Here is a 14,282-nt window from a genome sequence, read left to right as displayed (position 1 = left end):
GCCTGCCGCGACCGGACGCAGGCACTCCTTGTCAAAACCGCTCAGCCGCGGACGAGCGTCGTGCCCGTCGCCGACAGCGCGACGTTCACCGGGTAGTAGTAGCTGTTGACGGTGTCGCCGCCGGAAACCACGCCCTGCGCCTGGTTTCCGCTGATGAACGAACCGCCGGAGTCGCCGTGGTCGGACCGGGCGTTGGTGAGCACCATGCCGGTCACAGTGCCTTCCTGGTAGCGCACGGTCTGGTTCTTGGCGCGGATCGTGCCGCAGGTCCAGCCGGTGGTGGAACCGGACTTGCACACCGAAGCGCCGACGGCGGCCTCGGTGGAACCGGCGACGCGGGTGCCGTTGTTGATCTGGCCGACCGGGGTCCAGTTGCTGTTGACCCGTGCGGCCGCGTAGTCCGCGCCGGGGAAGCGGTAGGTGGTGAACTGACCCATCGCGACCCGGTTGTAGCCAGACAGCGCGCCGCCGCCGGTGAGCGCGGCGCAGTGGCCTGCCGTCAGGAAGCCGCCGTTCACCGAGAATCCGACAGAGCAGCGAGACGAACTGCCGATGTAGTACGCGTCCCCGCCGAGCACGTTGTAGTGCGCCTTGGGCACCGCCGAGGTTTCCGTCACGGTCACCGCCGCACTGTCCACACCGGACTGGCGGACGAACTGCTCGGCCGCACCGCGCTGTCCCTTGAGGACAGTCAGGCTGATCCGGTTGCTCGTGGTGTCGATGCCCCAGCCGGTGACCGGCTTCGGCGCGGCCTTCTCGTGGGCGTTGAGCGCCTGCACGGTCGAGTCGAGCTGCCGGGCGCTGAACTGGACGACGTGGGCCTCGGCGCCAGCCGCACGTACCTGGTCGACGAGCGCCGCGTCGGTCACCGAGACCACAGCTTTGCCGGTCGAGGCGTTGAAGCTCGTGCCGCTGAAGCGTTCGCCGAGAGACTTCTCCAATGCCGCGCCGACCTTGTTCGCGGCCTCCTCGTTCGCGAGCCGGGTGAGTGCCTGGCTGTGGGTGAGGCCTAGGTCGCGCTGCATCGCCGGGACCAGGTCGGGGTTGAGCGGAGCGGCGCCGGCGGCCGGGACGCCGGCGAAGATCGCCGTCACCGCCGCGGCAGCGGTTGCGGCGCCGAGGAATCTGATGGCTTTCATGCTTCTCCCTCGCGTTCGGTTCCCCCCGGCCTCGAAGGGTGCGGCGGTGGTCCAATCCACTGCAATAGGGGGGCGCGAGAATAGGTAGCGGAGCAATCCTTAAGTAGGGACTTGTCCGACTACCGAGCGTTGACCGCGACAGCGGGCGTCCGTGGGTTGTTCCGCTGAACCGGCGAACTCCACGAGGTTTCGCACTCTTTGTGACCGCACGCCGGGTTTTCTTCTGCCATGTGGTGACCATGCGGAGGCAGACGTGTGAGGAGCGTGCTTACGCTCCCGCCGGGACTCGGTTTACCCGGCTCCGCACACTGCTTAAGCTTCGGGCGAAACGGACAAGATGCTCGCTGGGGAGGTCGTGATGTGGCCGGCCGTTCCGACGTTGGTATCCGTGCGTCCGCGTCCGGCGGCTTTCGCCGGCCGGGACCGCGAACTCGCCGCCGTCGCTGAAGTTCTCGGCCACCGGCCCGCCGCGGTGCTGGTCGAGGGTGCGCCGGGAATGGGCAAAACCCGGCTGCTCGCCGAACTCGCCGTGCACCCGGAGTTTTCGCGGATCCGCGTGCTGCGCGGCGCGTGCCCGCGACTGGCCGAGCCCTTTCCCTACGGGCCGATGCTGGAAGCGTTGCGCTCCGCCGGGGACCGGCTCGGACCGCTGAGCCCGGTTGCCGGTGCGCTGCAACCACTTCTGCCGGAGCTGGCCGACGTCCTGCCGCCCGCGCCGGAACCGCTGCCGGACACCAGTGCCGGGCGGCATCGCGTGTTCCGCGCGTTCCGGGAACTGCTGATCGCCTGCGGTCCGACCGTCCTGCTCATCGACGATCTGCACCGCGCCGACCCGGGAACCGGTGACCTGCTGCGTTTTCTCGCCGTCGACTGGCCGCCGGAGCTGGGCATGGTCGCCACCTGCCACACTGGCGACTCGCGCGTTCGCATCGCGCCTGAGGTACCCAGCGCGCAGGTGACGCTCGGGCCATTGGACGCCGCGGCGGTCACCGCGATGGCTTGCGACCTCCTCGGGGCACCCCGGATCACCGCCGAGTTCGCCGCGAAGCTGCACGAGTACACCGCGGGGATTCCTTTTGTCGCTGAGGAAACTCTCCGTGCGTTGCGAGGCGTTGAACTGACCGAGTCGGCATTGGATCGCCTGGAAGTCCCTGCCGCGCTTCAGGAATCGGTGTCCAGGCAGCTGTCCGCGCTGCCGAAGACCGCAGTCCAGTTCGCCAAAGCCGCCGCCGTGCTTGACCTGCCCGCTGAGCTGTCTGTCCTGAATGAACTGACCGGGTTGGCCGAAGACGAGGTCGTCTTGCCGGACGGCCTGGTGGACGAGGTCGACGACAATCGCTACGGCTTCAGGCATCCGTTCGCACGCAAGGCCGTGTATGCTGGTCTCAGCGCGTCCGAGCGAAAATTGTTGCACACCAAGGCAATGCACCTTCCTGGCCAATCGCTGTCATTGCTCGCCGAGCATGCGCACGCCGCCGGACGCGTCGAGGAATGGCGGTACTACGCGGAAGAAGCGGCCGACGAAGCGATCGCGCACGGCGATACCGCACGTGCGATCGACTTGCTGCAGGCGATCGTCGCGAATGCCGACGAGGACGCGGTCGGCCGGTTGACGAAGAAGCTCAGTGATGTCTCGCTGCGTGTCTTCCGCCCGGATGTCCACCTGACGCTGGAGAAGCTGCTCGAAGACCGCCCGCTGCCGCCAGCCGTGCACGAGACGATCCGGCTCGCGCTGGGCATGCTGCTGGTCCGCGTCGCCGGACGGCTGGAGCAGGGTCGCGCGGCGGTGGAACGCGCCGTCGCCGAATTGGCGGATCGGCCGGAACTGGCCGCGCGCGGGATCAACCTGCTCGCGCTGCCGTTCGACGGACTCACCCCGCTGTCCTGGCACGAACAGTGGATGCGCCGCGCCCGGGAAGTCCACTCCGGACTGACCGACCCCGAACTGCGGCTCGCGCTCACCGGCGACCGGATCGCGACCGCCGCGCACATCGGCGACGGTTCGGCGTGGGCGGAATTCCAGGCGATGCCGGACACCGCGCCGAGCGTCGCCGAGCGCGTCCAGCTGGCCCGGTTGTGGTGCAATCTCGCCGACGCGCAGTCGTGGTCCGGCCACCTCGGCCGAACCGAAAAGCTGGTCGCCGAGGGCCTGCGCCGGGCGTCCGAAGCCGGCGCGCTGTACCCGAAAGGCCTGATCGAAGGCACCGAGGTGCGGCTCGCCTGGTTCCGCGGCAAATGGGACGGCCTGACCGAAGCGACCGAAGACGTCCGTACCCGGCACCCGGCGCTGGGCGCGATCGTCATGGAAACGTCGCTGGTGCTGGGCGGGCTGGCCGCGGTACGCGGCGAGTTCGCGGCAGCACGAAGACACTTGGCCAACGCCTCGGCACACCGTCCGGGCGAAGGCCCTATCCCCGTTGTGTTGTGCGCGGCTTCGGTGTTGATCGGCGTGCACCTGTCGACTGACGACGTCGCCGCAGCCTGCGAAGCCGCTGATGTAGCTGTCGACGCCGCGCGCCGGAAAGGCGTGTGGGTCTGGGCGGCGTCGCTCGTCCCAGCCGCCGCGGAGGCGTACACACGCGCAGACCGTTGGCACGACGCCGACGCATTCGTCGAAGAATTCGCGCGCGGCATCGAAGACCGCGACGCGCCTCTCGCCACCGCAGCCCTGCACGCTGGCCGCGCCGTCCTGACAAACGCCCGCGCGAAACACCTAGCGGCCGCGACGCTCTTCGACACCGCAGCCGACGCGTACGCAGAGCTGCCGATGCCGTACCTTGCCGCCGGTATGCGTGAACGCGCGGCACGCTGTCGACTCGATGCAGGCCAAGACGCTGCGACAGCTGCCCTCAGCCAGGCTGCAGCTGCGTATGCGCAACTAGGTGCCACGCGCGACGCTGGGCGCTGTCATCACGTGCTTCGCGAACACGGTGCTTGGGCACCGTCACAGCGCGGCCGTCGTGGGTACGGTCGCGAACTGTCGCCGCGAGAGCGCGAAGTCGCAGAGATGCTCGCGAAAGGTCGGACAAACCGTCAGATTGCCGACGGTCTGTTCCTGTCCCCACGCACAGTGGAGCAGCACGTGGCGAAGGTGCTTCGCAAGCTAGACGCGCGAAGCCGCACGGACGTCGCGAGGAAACTGCCGTCACCTAAAGCTGCGCAATAATCGCCACCTAGCCCTACCGTGTTCAGGTGGCTGACGAATCAGTGCCTGCCTGGCGGCGGGCGACCAAAGGCGAGACCAGGTGGCCCGCAGCGGCCGTCGTCATCGGGACGCTCGCCCTGCAACTCGCCTTGCCCGACGAGATGGTGCTGCACCCGTGGTGGCTGCTGCCCTCGCTGACCGCGGTGCTGATCGTCGCACTGCTGTTGCTGAATCCGGGACGGCTCACCGAGTTCAACATCGTCGAGCGCATGGTCGCGTTGACCGCGCTCGCTGTCGTCAGCGTGCTCAACGGCGCGTCCGCGGTACAGCTGGTGATCGGAATCGCGCAGGGCGCGCAACGCGGGCACGCGGTGCAGGTGCTGATCAGCGGCGTGGTCGTCTATTGGACCAACATCGTCGTCTTCTCGCTCTGGTACTGGGAGTTCGACCGCGGCGGCCCCGCCCGGCGCGCGGCGGGCCGGGCGGACTTCCCCGACCTGCAATTCCCGCAGATGAGCGATCCGTCGATGGCCAAGGCCGAATGGGAACCGCGGTACCTGGACTACCTCTACACCTCGTTCACCAACGCCACCGCGTTCAGCCCGACCGACGTCATGCCGCTGCGGATCTGGGCGAAGATGACCATGATGGTCCAGGCCGGGATCTCGCTGCTGCTCGCGCTGATGGTGTTCGCCTGGGCGGTCAACGGCCTTCAGGGCTGAACCCCGCTGGCCTCGCCCGCGTCCGCCCGGTATATCTCCGGCCATTGGAGCTTCCCGACCCGCCGTGCTACGCGGTGACCTTCTCATCCCGGCGCACCGATGGCGACCGCAGCGACGCCGCCTGTATGGCGAGCTTGCCGCGACACAGCCGGGCTACCTCGGCATGAACTCCGCCCGCGACGAATCCGGACTCGGCATCACCGCGTCGTACTGGCCGGACGAGGAATCCATCGCCGGATGCCACACCAATCTCCGTGCGAGGCACCCTGAGGGAATCAGATTCCTTCAGGGTGCCCTTCACGACCTTCTACTGACGGGTCATGGTGAAGCTCTGGCCGTCCGAGCCGATCGAGCCGGGGGTCCAGGTCGCGCTGCCGCCGTCGTCCGCGTTGAGGCCCTGGGGGCTGGTGTCGGCGAGGTTCTTGCCGTCGAACTTGACCCCGTCGAACTTCACACCGCCGTTGATCGCCGGGTACGAATCCGACGGCGATTCGATGATCGCCTCAGCCGACGAGTGCTTCGCGTTGAGCGACTGCGTGGTCGTCTTCGTCCAGCCTTGAGTGTCGTTCTTCAGGTCGAGTTTGTAGCTGTTGTTGCTGCGCGTGACCGTCGCGGTGATGTGGTCGCCCGCCTTCACCGGTGCCTCGCTCGCCGAGTAGTAAACCGGTGCGGCCGGGTACATTTCGTACCACGCCTGGTATTGCGGGCTGCCGCTGGAGCAATCGGTCGCGACGCCGGTCTGCTCCACAGAGGACGATCCGTCGCCGTCGATGCCCACCCACGGCGCGAACAGGTCGTTGCTGGAATTGCAGGTCGCCGACGGTTCGGTCCAGCCCGCGGTCGCGGTCGTGAAGCTGCCGAAACTGACGTAGCCGCCCCAGTTTCCGCCGGAGTAGTGGTTCCCGTGGAAGTGCTTGCCGAACGTGACGGGCCCGGCTCCCGCGCCGGCCACGAGGGTCGCGGCCGCGAACGCGCCGACCGCCAGCAATCCGAGGGGACGACGGAAAGATCGTGAACTCATGGGCATCCAATCTGGTCACGGGAGTGCCTGCGCGTACCAGTGTTGAATTTCGCCCGCCCGAGTTGGTAGCTACTTTCGAAGGGTATTCACATCTCGGGAAATCTTCACCAAATGTCCCGATTCTCCTTTGTGTACACGAAAGTCCGTGCCCGCCCGCCGGGGGAGGCAGCGGGCAGGCACGGACTCCTTCCGAAATGGACTACCGCGCCGTACGGGCGTGCGCGGCGTCCACGAACTGGGTGGTGTACGTCTTGGACAAATCGATCTTGTCCTTTTTCGGCTTCACGTTGCTGGAAGACGCGCCCAGCACCTGCAGCACGTTCTGCGCGCCGGACGGGTCCATCCGGCCGTCCTTGGTGAACATCGGCAGACTGTCCTTGAGGGACTTGATGTACAACGCCTTGTTCCCGCCCGCGAACGACGGCGGCATCAGATCGGCCACCTGCTCCGCAGTGTGCGTGGAAAGCCACTTCAGCGAATTCACATACGCGTTGGCGAGTTTCTGCACGACGTCCGGATAGCGCTTCACGATTTCGCAGCTCATGTACAGCGAGCTCGCCGGATACAGCCCGCCCAACGCCGCACGCGTGCCTTCCGGCGTGCGCATGTCGTAGAGCACCTTGGCCTGTCCGGTGTTGGTCAGCTGCGCGATGGTCGGGTCGGTCGTCATGCCCGCGTCGATCGAACCTTGTTGCAGGGCGGAGATGAACGTCTGGCCGGCCCCGACCTTCACCGGCGTGTAGTCCTTGCTGCCGACGCCGCCGCGGCTGGCGAGCGCCTTGGTGAGGAAGTCGGTCGACGACCCCAGCGACGTCACGCCGAGGTTCTTCCCGCGGAAGTCCGCGCCGGACTTGATGTGCCCGGCCTTCGGGGTCGCGACCATCTCCGCTTCGCCCGGCACATTCGCGAACTGCACCACGCTGGTGATGCATTGATCCTTGGCCTGCAAGTCGATCGTGTGGTCGTAGAACCCGACCACGCCCTGCACTTCACCGGCCAGCAGTGAGGTTTCCGCGTTGGCCCCGGACGGCTGGTCGAACAGTTCGACGTCCAGCCCCTGCTTCTCGTACTCGCCAAGTTGCTTCGCGAGCTGCCCGGGCAGGTAGATCACTTTGGACAGTCCGCCGACCATGATCTTGATGTGCGGCCGTCCGCCGTTGCCGAGGTCGATCTCCCGGGAATCCCGGCAGGCGCTGACCCCGGCCACGGTCACCAGCGCGGCCGCCGCGACCGCGAGTGTCCTCTTCAGCCGCATGTCAGATGTCCCGCCGTCCGTCGTCGGCCGACATCTGCGGACGCCAGCGCAGCAGTTTGCGCTCGGCCGAACCGATCAGCCATTCCGCGAACAGCGCCACGACCATGATCACGAGCATCCCGGCGTAAACCCCGGCGGTGTCGAACGTGCCCTGTGCGTTGGCGATCAGGAAGCCCATGCCCGCCTTGGCACCGGTGTACTCGCCAACGACCGCACCGATCAGCGCGAAGCCGAACGCGACGTGCAGCGACGACAGAATCCACGACGTCGCGCTGGGAAGAACAATCGACTGCAGCACCTGCCACCGCGTCGCACCGAGGATGCGCGCGTTGTCGATCAGGTTGCGATCCACCTCGCGGGCACCGGTGAAAGCGTTGAAGAAAACCGCGAAGAACACGAGCACGAACACCGTCGCGACCTTCGAGGACAGCCCGAGACCGAACCAGATCACGAACAGCGCGGCGAGCACGATCCGCGGCATTGCGTTGGCTGCCTTGATGAACGGAGCCAGCACCTCGGCGAGATACGCGCTGCGGCCGAGAATGACCCCGCAGATCACGCCCGCGACCGCACCGAGCACGAACCCGATCACGGCCTCCTCGACGGTCACCAGGATCTGGTACCAAATGGTCCCGAAGTCGGTACCGGTGGTGAACCATTCGGTGAGCCGTTCCCAGATCTTCGACGGCATCGAGTAGAAGAACGGGTCGATCCAGAACCGGCCCGCGAGCTCCCACAACCCAAGCCAGGCAACGAGAATCGCCAGCCGCAGCAGCCAGACGTTGCGCTTGTGCCGTCCGGCGGAGCGCTTCGCGCGGGAGAGAATGTCCTGTTCGGTTTCGAAGACCGGCGTCGGCGCGGTCTGAGTCTCAAGCGACACCGGTCGCTCCCTTCTGGCGGGCCTTGTCGACCTCGCCGCGCAGCGATTCCCAGATGTCGGAGTAGAGCTTGCGGAATTCCTCGGTCAGCCGCAGGTCTTCCACCTTGCGCGGCCGCTCCAGCGGAATCTCGAAGACGTCCTTGACCGTCGCCGGGCTCGTGGTCAGCACGACCACCTTGTCCGCCAACGCGATCGCCTCGTCGAGGTCGTGCGTCACGAAGATCACCGCGGCACCGGTGCCGGACCACAGCCGGAGCAACTCGTCCTGCATCAGCGCGCGAGTCTGGACGTCGAGCGCGGAGAACGGCTCGTCCATCAGCAGGATTTTCGGCTCGGTGACCAGGGTCTGCGCCAACGCGACGCGCTTGCGCATCCCGCCGGAAAGCTGGTGCGGGTAGTACTTCTCGAACCCGGCCAGTCCGACCCGGCCGACCCAGTCGGCCGCCTTCTTCCGGGCGTCCTCTTTGGACGCACCGCGGAATCGCGGCCCGGACGCGACGTTGTCCAGCACCGAACGCCACGGCATCACCGCGTCGGTCTGGAACATGTAGCCGACGCCGTCCGGGATCGACTTGACGTCGGAGCCGTGCACGACGACCCGGCCCGCCGACGGCGGCTGCAACCCGGAGACCAGGGACAATGTGGTGGATTTGCCGCACCCGGTCGGCCCGACCACGGCGACGAACTCCCCCGGTTCGACGGTCATGGTCAGCTCGCGGACAGCGGTGTGGACAGAACCTGATCCGCTCGGGAACCTTTTGGTGGCGCCGATCAGTTCGATGAGTGGGGCCATCGAGGTGACTCCTTCGTCACGGTGGGGACTCGCTCGAGGCAGGTTAAGAGCGGGTTTCGCAGCGGAGAAGCTTGTCGACGTTCTGCGTGCGCTCTGCGCGTTCTCCACGTTTTGCTCGTTTAGCGCACAGCGCTGAGCTGGGGGTATGTTCCCTGACATGCCGAAGTGGGCGCTCTTTCCGCGGATGCGGTTCACCCGTCAGGTGCTGCTGTTGCAGATCGGCGTGGTGGTCCTCGTCGTGGGCCTCGGCGTCGCGCTGGTCAGCTCGCTCCTGCGCACGACGCTGTCGAGACAATACGGCGAACGCGCGCTGGCAATCGCGAAGTCGGTGGCCGCCGACCCGGTGGTGGTCGCGGGTGCGGCCGCACGGCAGCGGGGTGGGCCGCTGGAGGAACGCGTGCAAGCGGTCACCAAGGCGACCGACGTGTTGTTCGTGGTCATCACCGACGACCACGCGATCCGGCTCGCGCATCCGACCCCGCACGAGATCGGCCAGCGGGTAAGCACGTCCGCGGAGGAAGCGCTCGCGGGCAAGGACGTCGTCAGCGCTGTCCAGCTGGGCACGTTGGGGGTATCGGTGCGCAGCAAAACCCCGATCTGGCAGGGATCGCGGGTGGTCGGGGAAGTGAGCGTCGGTTTCGACATCACCGACCTCACCGGTGCCTTCAACGATCTCCTCGCCCTGACTTTGGTCTTCGGCGGAGGAGCACTGCTGCTCGGCGCGGGTGCGTCCGCCCTGCTCAACCGCCGATTGCGCCGTGTAACCCACGGCCTGGAACCGCACGAACTGACCGAACTGCTCTACGAGCACGAAGCCGTCCTGCACGGCATCGGCGAAGGCGTCCTGGCCGTAGACGCGGAACACCGGGTCACCGTCGGCAATGACGAAGCCGAACGCCTTCTCGGCACCCCGCTCCCCGTCGGCGCACCGCTGGAGGAACTGGACCTGTCCCCGCGAGTGCACAAAGCCGTCGCCGAAGGACGTCCCGTGGACAACCTACTGGCGGTAGCCGGAAACCGGGTCCTGGTGATCAATTCCCGCGCCGTGCAACGAGATGAACGCGCACTGGGCACCGTCCTGACCTTCCGCGACCGCACCGACCTCGACACCCTCACCCGCGAACTCGACGGCATCCGCTCCCTGTCCGACGGCCTCCGCGCGCAACGACACGAGTTCGCGAACCGCTTGCACACGCTGTCCGGTCTGCTGCAGCTGGGCCATCACGCCGAAGCCGAGGAATACCTGCAAACCCTCACCGAAACCACTGCCTCGCACGCGGAACCGCTCGATGACCGGGTCACCGATCCGTACCTGCAAGCCTTGCTGGTCGCGAAAACCGAGCAGGCGCAAGAGAAAGGCATGGAACTGCGACTGGCCGACGACGCCTGGGTCCCCGCGTCGGTGACCGACCCGATCGCCGCGGGCACCGTAATCGGCAACCTGGTCGACAACGCCCTGCACGCCGCCCGCATGGGCCCGCGCCGCCCCGCGTGGGTCGAAGTCGGCCTGCTCGCCGATGACTCCGCTTTGCACGTGTCCGTTGTGGACAGCGGACCGGGAATCGACGCGGCGTTGCGGGAGAGCCTTTTCGACGAGGGAGTGTCCACAAAGCTCAGTCCCGGACACGGCCTCGGACTGGCGTTGGCCCGCCAAGCCGCCCGGGCCCGCGACGGCGACGTGTGGCTCGCCGACCCCGGCGGCGCGACGACCGGCGCGTTGTTCGTCGCCAAACTTCCCGGCCTGCTGGACCGACCCGAGGAGACCGACGCATGATCCGCACCCTGATCGTGGACGACGACTTCCGCGTCGCCGGCGTGCACGCGGGATTCGTGTCGGAGGTACCGGGCTTCACCGTCGCCGGGGTCGCACACACCGCCGCCGAAGCCCGCGCCCGCGTGCGCGAACTGGCCCCGGACCTGGTGCTGCTGGACGTCTACCTGCCCGACGAGCCCGGTCTTTCCGTCCTGCCCGACCTGAAGACGGACACCATCGTGCTGTCCGCGGCCACCGACGCCGCGTCGATCTCCGCCGCGATCCGCGCGGGGGCGTTGAACTACCTGATCAAACCGTTCACGACGCGGCAGTTGTCGGAACGGCTCACGTCCTACACTCGGTACCGCGGCCTGGTCACGACCGAACGTCCACTGTCTCAGGACGACGTGGACCGAGCCTTCCGCGCCCTCCACGACCAAGATCGCGCGGCGACGCCGAAGGGCCAGTCAAGCGCGACGGCGCGCCTGGTGTCGGAGCGGCTGCGCGGTTCGCCGACCCCGCTCTCGGCCGCCGAAGTGGCCAGAGAACTCGGCATGGCCCGTGCCACCGCGCAGCGTTATCTCACCGCGCTGGCGGAGTCGGGAGCAGTGGAGATGCGGCTTCGCTACGGCGCGACCGGGCGGCCGGAACACGAGTACGGCTGGATCGGCTGAAGCTGTCGTGAGTATTTGCGCCGGTTCTAACCGGCATAAACACTCACGAGCCCCCGCGGTCAGCGCCCGCCAGCCATCCGCTGCGCCGTGTCGAGCCACGGCTTCCAGTCGAGGAACTGGTCGATGCCCGCCCGCTCCGGGGTCTTGCTCGGCGTCGGCGTCTCGAGGTCCGCGCGCGGATCGGCCTGCTCCGAGGACTCCGGAACCGCCGTCGCGCGCGGCGTGGTCGGGCGGACCGGATTGTGCCGCCGCACCGGAGTCTGCTGCGAGGGCACCGGGACGTACACAGTGACCGGCGGAGCGGTCTGCGTCACCGGCGGCGTGATCGCCGACGGGACGGGGATCTGCTGCTCCGCGATCGGAACGCGCTGCTCGGCCTGCACGAGGGCGTCGTCCGCGGGCTGTCCGGGCAGCGCACCGGTGAAGAACCCTCCGGCGAGCCAGCCGAGTCCGACCAGGACCACAGCCACCCCGGCGCCGACCCACGCCCGGGCCCGCCGCCGCGACGCGACCGCGCGCGGGCGTTCCTCGGCGGGCGCGCACCCGGCGATCACCGGGATCTGCTGGGTCGATTCGCAGCTCGTCTCCGGCCCGGCTTCTCCCGGCAGCCGGGGCCCGCGCGGCAGGCTCGCGGCGATGATGCCGGTGCGGTCGACCAGTTCCCCGGAGGCGCGGTCAGCGGGCGCGGCCAATCGGCGCTCGGCAAGGCGCAGCATCGAGGGCTACCTCCGGGGTGCGGACACACGAGTGGACTGGCAGCATTCTGCGACATTCCCGAGGGGTTCGGCGAAAATGCAACTCCATCGGGTGATCAAGAATGCGGACAGTCGCGCCGCGTTATCCGTTCCGCTCGACGCGTTTGAGTCCCTGGCGCGCCAAAACCGCGAGCGGACGCTGGTATGCCGAACCGAGGACGCGCGGGATCGCGTCGATCACGTAGGCGTCCGGTCCGATGAGGATCCGTGCGGACCGCCTGCGCACGCCGCGCAGGATCGTCTCGGCCGCTCTCTTCGGTGTGGTAAGAGCGATTTTGTCGAACCCGGCCGCTGCTTTGGCTTGGTCGCCGCCGGTTCCGCCGCGCGCGTTGCGAGCGATGTTGGTCTTGATCCCGCCCGGGTGCACGCAGCTGACGCCGACCGGATGCCGCGCCGCGAGCATTTCTTCGCGCAGCGACTCGGTGAATCCGCGAACGGCGAACTTCGCCGCGTTGTAGGCACTCTGCGTAGGCACTCCGACGAATCCGAACACGCTGGAGATATTCACGACGTAGCCGTCACCGGAGTCGATGAGGTGCGGCAGGAATGCCTTCGTGCCGTTCACGACGCCGCCGAGGTTGACGCCGAGCAGCCAGTCGAAATCCTCGAACGTCATGTCCTCGACGGTCGCGCCGAGCGCCACCCCGGCGTTGTTGACGACGAGGTTGACCCGGCCGTGCTCGTGGACGACGTCTTCGGCGTGAGCGAGAACCGCGGTCCGGTCGGCCACGTCGAGGGAATGCCCCCGCACCTCGGCCCCACGCTCGCGGGCTTCGCGCACGGTGCCGTCGAGACCTTCGGCATCGACATCGGACAGTTCGAGGAGCGCGCCGTGCAACGCCAGCTCAAGCGCCAGCGCCCGGCCGATGCCCGAGCCCGCTCCGGTGATCACTGCGACTTTGTTCGAGAAGTCCTTCATCGTCTCCCCACCCTGGTCTCACCGCGTTCTCTGATACTAGTGACGAGGACCAGTACAGGAGGTGGCATGCGGCGCACGGTGATCGGGCTGTTCGCACTAATGAGTGCGAGCGGGACCATCGTGGCTTGTGCTGAGCACGCAGCGGAACCAGCGGGCACGCCGCCGCCCCCGGCGAAGCCGATCCAAGCGTCCATCGGCGCACTGTTCGTCGACGGCTCGCATTACTGCACCGCGAGCGTCGTGCACAGCCCGCGAGGGGACGAACTGCTCACCGCCGCACACTGCATCCACGACGGCGAAGGCGGCGGCTACCTGGCCAATGTCACCTTCGCGCCGGGCTTCCACGACGGCGTCGCCCCGTACGGGTACTGGCAGGTCGGGAACGAGCTGGTCGCACAAAACTGGATCGACTCGTCCGATCCGAACCTCGATGTCGGTTTCGCGACCGCACGCCAAGACGGTTCCCCCGAACCCCTGGAAGCGGTGACCGGAGCCAACCAGCTAGCCACGAACGGCCCCTTCGCTCGCCCGGTGACCGTCGCCGGCTACCCAGACGGCGTCGACGAGGTCGCCACCTGCGAGACGCACACCCAGCAGCAGGACGAACACCAGGTACGGGTCGACTGCCCAGGCTTCGCCACCGGCACGAGCGGCAGCCCCCTGGTAGCCGACCCGTCTCCCGACACGAAGACGGGCACAGTAGTAGGCGTAATCGGCGGTTACGAGGGAGGCGGCTACACCGACGACGTCTCGTACTCAAGCTACTTCGACGAGCAGGTCACCGATCTGTACAACCGAGCGACCACGATGCCGTGACATGATGCGACGCATGAGCACGCGCGACGTCCCGATCACCGGAGAACCGATCCGGCTGGGCCAATTCCTGAAACTGGCCGACCTCGCGGACAACGGCTCGCACGCGAAAGACCTGATCGATGCGGAAGAGGTCACGGTCAACGGCGAGGTGGAAACCCGCCGAGGCCGCCAGCTAGCGGACGGCGACGTAGTAACAGTCGGCACCGAGAACGCCCGCGTCTCCCTGGAACACTGACTCCCCCCGGCTGACTCGTGCGTGAGGGCCACCCTCATTGACTCTGATTCCCTCAGCCCTCACGCCCCCAACGCGAGGGGGCCTTTCACGAACGCGGGTTCCCGCAAGAAGCCCCACCCACAAACCGCAGCCGACGCACCCGACCATCGAGGCACCCAGCCCCTCCCCCGCACCC

At 67.6% G+C, this 14,282-nt stretch carries 13 protein-coding genes; 6 read left to right on the top strand and 7 right to left on the bottom strand.

Annotated features, from left to right (window positions below):
• Positions 1–41: 41 nt before the first annotated feature.
• Entirely contained in the window at positions 42–1,139 is a 1,098-nt protein-coding gene (locus tag A4R44_RS21895) for a S1 family peptidase (protein WP_067583720.1), read from the bottom strand.
• Positions 1,140–1,527: 388 nt separating this feature from the next.
• On the opposite strand from A4R44_RS21895, the gene A4R44_RS21890 reads away from it, so the two are divergent.
• Together A4R44_RS21890 and A4R44_RS21885 are read left to right on the top strand one after the other, a co-directional pair.
• On the top strand, positions 1,528–4,305 hold the full coding sequence (locus tag A4R44_RS21890; RefSeq protein ID WP_338080499.1) for an AAA family ATPase: 2,778 nt from the start codon (positions 1,528–1,530) through the stop codon (positions 4,303–4,305).
• 26 nt (positions 4,306–4,331) lie between these two features.
• Positions 4,332–5,006: a DUF1345 domain-containing protein gene (locus tag A4R44_RS21885; protein WP_093572163.1), complete on the top strand. Its 675-nt coding sequence runs from the start codon at positions 4,332–4,334 to the stop codon at positions 5,004–5,006.
• A 307-nt stretch (positions 5,007–5,313) separates the two neighbouring features.
• On the opposite strand, the gene A4R44_RS21880 is transcribed toward A4R44_RS21885, so the two are convergent.
• From A4R44_RS21880 to A4R44_RS21865, 4 genes are all read right to left on the bottom strand, one after another.
• Entirely contained in the window at positions 5,314–6,027 is a 714-nt protein-coding gene (locus tag A4R44_RS21880) for a G1 family glutamic endopeptidase (protein WP_067583717.1), read from the bottom strand.
• Between the two features lie 199 nt (positions 6,028–6,226).
• On the bottom strand, positions 6,227–7,282 hold the full coding sequence (locus A4R44_RS21875; RefSeq protein ID WP_067583716.1) for an ABC transporter substrate-binding protein: 1,056 nt from the start codon (positions 7,280–7,282) through the stop codon (positions 6,227–6,229).
• Position 7,283: 1 nt separating this feature from the next.
• Positions 7,284–8,162, bottom strand: coding sequence for an ABC transporter permease (locus tag A4R44_RS21870; protein ID WP_067583713.1), 879 nt, complete (start codon positions 8,160–8,162; stop codon positions 7,284–7,286).
• Complete coding sequence (locus A4R44_RS21865) at positions 8,152–8,955, bottom strand: ABC transporter ATP-binding protein (RefSeq protein ID WP_067583710.1); 804 nt, start codon at positions 8,953–8,955, stop codon at positions 8,152–8,154. Before A4R44_RS21865 ends, A4R44_RS21870 begins: the two co-directional genes overlap by 11 nt.
• A gap of 184 nt (positions 8,956–9,139) precedes the next feature.
• On the opposite strand from A4R44_RS21865, the gene A4R44_RS21860 reads away from it, so the two are divergent.
• Both A4R44_RS21860 and A4R44_RS21855 read left to right on the top strand, forming a co-directional pair.
• On the top strand, positions 9,140–10,729 hold the full coding sequence (locus tag A4R44_RS21860) for a sensor histidine kinase (protein WP_067584065.1): 1,590 nt from the start codon (positions 9,140–9,142) through the stop codon (positions 10,727–10,729).
• Positions 10,726–11,382 carry a response regulator gene (locus A4R44_RS21855; RefSeq protein WP_067583707.1) on the top strand — a complete coding sequence of 219 codons (657 nt, stop codon included), beginning with the start codon at positions 10,726–10,728 and terminating at the stop codon, positions 11,380–11,382. The genes A4R44_RS21860 and A4R44_RS21855 overlap by 4 nt, the downstream gene beginning before the upstream one ends.
• Before the next feature lie 59 nt (positions 11,383–11,441).
• Here the strand turns inward: A4R44_RS21855 and A4R44_RS21850 are convergent, their stop codons facing one another.
• Positions 11,442–12,098 (bottom strand): hypothetical protein, encoded by a 657-nt coding sequence (locus A4R44_RS21850; protein ID WP_067583704.1) that lies wholly within the window; start codon positions 12,096–12,098, stop codon positions 11,442–11,444.
• A 121-nt stretch (positions 12,099–12,219) separates the two neighbouring features.
• Entirely contained in the window at positions 12,220–13,056 is an 837-nt protein-coding gene (locus tag A4R44_RS21845; RefSeq protein ID WP_067583701.1) for an SDR family oxidoreductase, read from the bottom strand.
• A 66-nt stretch (positions 13,057–13,122) separates the two neighbouring features.
• Here A4R44_RS21845 and A4R44_RS21840 point away from each other — a divergent pair, with 66 nt between their 5' ends.
• A complete protein-coding gene (locus tag A4R44_RS21840) occupies positions 13,123–13,872 on the top strand; it encodes a serine protease (protein ID WP_067583698.1) in 750 nt (249 codons plus the stop codon).
• Between the two features lie 13 nt (positions 13,873–13,885).
• Complete coding sequence (locus tag A4R44_RS21835; RefSeq protein ID WP_037807659.1) at positions 13,886–14,107, top strand: RNA-binding S4 domain-containing protein; 222 nt, start codon at positions 13,886–13,888, stop codon at positions 14,105–14,107.
• The last annotated feature ends 175 nt before the right edge of the window (positions 14,108–14,282 follow it).

Source organism: Amycolatopsis sp. M39, from assembly GCF_001651785.1.
Taxonomy (GTDB): domain Bacteria; phylum Actinomycetota; class Actinomycetes; order Mycobacteriales; family Pseudonocardiaceae; genus Amycolatopsis; species Amycolatopsis rubida.
Note: the sequence above shows the minus strand (reverse complement) of the source record. Positions and strands in the feature narration are given on the sequence as shown.

Coding starts and splice junctions, on each gene's coding strand:
- A4R44_RS21845 (WP_067583701.1), bottom strand. CDS start 13,056: ATGAAGGACTTCTCGAACAAAGTCGCAGTGATCACCGGAGCGGGCTCG.
- A4R44_RS21875 (WP_067583716.1), bottom strand. CDS start 7,282: ATGCGGCTGAAGAGGACACTCGCGGTCGCGGCGGCCGCGCTGGTGACC.
- A4R44_RS21855 (WP_067583707.1), top strand. CDS start 10,726: ATGATCCGCACCCTGATCGTGGACGACGACTTCCGCGTCGCCGGCGTG.
- A4R44_RS21880 (WP_067583717.1), bottom strand. CDS start 6,027: ATGAGTTCACGATCTTTCCGTCGTCCCCTCGGATTGCTGGCGGTCGGC.
- A4R44_RS21840 (WP_067583698.1), top strand. CDS start 13,123: ATGCGGCGCACGGTGATCGGGCTGTTCGCACTAATGAGTGCGAGCGGG.
- A4R44_RS21895 (WP_067583720.1), bottom strand. CDS start 1,139: ATGAAAGCCATCAGATTCCTCGGCGCCGCAACCGCTGCCGCGGCGGTG.
- A4R44_RS21865 (WP_067583710.1), bottom strand. CDS start 8,955: ATGGCCCCACTCATCGAACTGATCGGCGCCACCAAAAGGTTCCCGAGC.
- A4R44_RS21835 (WP_037807659.1), top strand. CDS start 13,886: ATGAGCACGCGCGACGTCCCGATCACCGGAGAACCGATCCGGCTGGGC.
- A4R44_RS21860 (WP_067584065.1), top strand. CDS start 9,140: ATGCGGTTCACCCGTCAGGTGCTGCTGTTGCAGATCGGCGTGGTGGTC.
- A4R44_RS21850 (WP_067583704.1), bottom strand. CDS start 12,098: ATGCTGCGCCTTGCCGAGCGCCGATTGGCCGCGCCCGCTGACCGCGCC.